Source organism: Mycobacterium colombiense (genome assembly GCF_001672755.1).
GTDB classification, from domain to species: domain Bacteria; phylum Actinomycetota; class Actinomycetes; order Mycobacteriales; family Mycobacteriaceae; genus Mycobacterium; species Mycobacterium colombiense_C.
Genome location: NZ_LZKI01000137.1, coordinates 1 through 824, shown reverse-complemented (window position 1 = coordinate 824; position 824 = coordinate 1). Strand labels below are relative to the sequence as shown.

The following is an 824-nucleotide window of genomic DNA, read 5'->3' as shown; positions in this document are numbered from 1 at the left end:
CGCCGTCGACAGCGGGCCCGGCAACGTGTCCACCATGGCGTCGGCCTCGGCTCGCCCCTCCGGGTCGTCGGACAACGGCACCGCCCAGCCCGCCTCGCCGAACTCGGCCGTCCACACCACGTCCAGCGACATCACGTCCAGCGTGCGGTCGTGGCCGGTCAGCCGCCGGGCCAGCTGCAGACGCTGCTCGCCGGGGGCCCGGGGCAGACTGATCTGCTGGATGGCGAAGCGGCCGTTGAATTGCCGCGTGCAGTCCTGGGCCACCGCGGTGAACGTTGCACCGTCAGCGGCCGTCGTGTAGAAGCTGATGACCAGGCCGTGGCTCCCGGTCGCGCACGCCGATACCGCCGCGGCCATGATTGCCGTCGCCAACGCAATTGCGCCCGTCCGGCGCATGCGCCCGCGACGACTCACCACTAATTCACACCTCTCGCGCGCCTCAGATCGCCAAGCGCGCCAACAGGTCCCGCGCCTTTTCTGCGTTTTGCGGATCACAGAGCACGTCGTAGCGCCCGGCTACCAATTGCATGGTCGAGCTGAAATCCCTTGTGCCACGCGCCATCGAATAGGGAACAGCGGACGTGATCAGTCCGAAGAAGACGCCGGCGACCAAACCTGTGGCCAGCGCGCCCCACGGATTCGGGCTGAAGAAGCCCAGCACCAGCCCGATGAACAACCCCAGCCACGCCCCGCTCAGCACGCCGCCGCCCAGCACCTTGGGCCACGTCAGCCTGCCGGTGACACGCTCCACCTGCATCAGGTCGACACCGACGATGGTCACCTGCTGCACCGGGAACTGCTGATCGGACAGATAGTCGACGGCA

Annotated in this window: 1 protein-coding gene and 1 pseudogene; both read right to left on the bottom strand. The window is 68.0% G+C overall.

Annotation, left to right across the window (positions count from 1 at the left end; genetic code table 11):
* Positions 1-417: pseudogene (locus tag A5708_RS19435) on the bottom strand (ABC transporter substrate-binding protein); the annotation flags it as partial.
* Between the two features lie 22 nt (positions 418-439).
* Positions 440-824: general stress protein (locus tag A5708_RS19430; protein ID WP_065030186.1), on the bottom strand; the 385-nt coding region annotated here is incomplete at its 5' end.